This is a genomic window from Bradyrhizobium sp. SHOUNA76, assembly GCF_023006445.1.
In the GTDB taxonomy this organism is placed as follows: Bacteria; Pseudomonadota; Alphaproteobacteria; order Rhizobiales; family Xanthobacteraceae; genus Bradyrhizobium.
The window spans coordinates 1-529 of record NZ_JALBHA010001122.1 but is presented as its reverse complement, the minus strand read 5'-3'; the positions used below and the strand labels follow the sequence as shown (position 1 = coordinate 529).

Annotated in this window: 2 pseudogenes; both read left to right on the top strand. The window is 66.7% G+C overall.

Features of this window, described 5'->3' with window-relative positions:
- A pseudogene (locus MOV74_RS40085) lies at nt 1-228 on the top strand (electron transfer flavoprotein subunit beta/FixA family protein); the annotation flags it as partial.
- Nucleotides 228-529: pseudogene (locus MOV74_RS40080) on the top strand (electron transfer flavoprotein subunit alpha/FixB family protein); the annotation flags it as partial. The pseudogenes MOV74_RS40085 and MOV74_RS40080, both read left to right, overlap by 1 nt.

The following is a 529-nucleotide window of genomic DNA, read 5'->3' as shown; positions in this document are numbered from 1 at the left end:
ACCACCGATCTGCGTCTCAACGAGCCGCGCTACGCCTCGCTGCCGAACATCATGAAGGCCAAGAAGAAGCCGATCGCGGACAAGACCGTCGCCGATTACGGCGTCGATGTCGCTCCGCGTCTCGAGGTCGTCAAGACGACGGAGCCGGCCGGCCGCAAGGCCGGCGTCAAGGTCAAGGACGTCGCCGAGCTGGTGTCGAAACTCAAGAACGAAGCCGGGGTGCTCTGATGACGACGCTTCTGATTGCCGAACACGACAATGCGTCGCTCAAGGATGCGACCAACAAGGCCCTGACCGCGGCTGCCGCGCTCGGCGCGGACGTCGAGGTGCTGGTCGCCGGCCAGAACGCCAAGGCCGCGGCGGATGCCGCCGCCAAGCTTGCCGGCGTGAAGAAGGTGCTGCTCGCCGACGGCGACCTCTACGCGCACGATCTTGCCGAGCCGCTGGCCGCGCTGATCGTGTCGCTGGCTTCCGGCTATGACGCGATCGTCGCGCCCGCGACCTCGCGCTTCAAGAACGTGATGCCGCG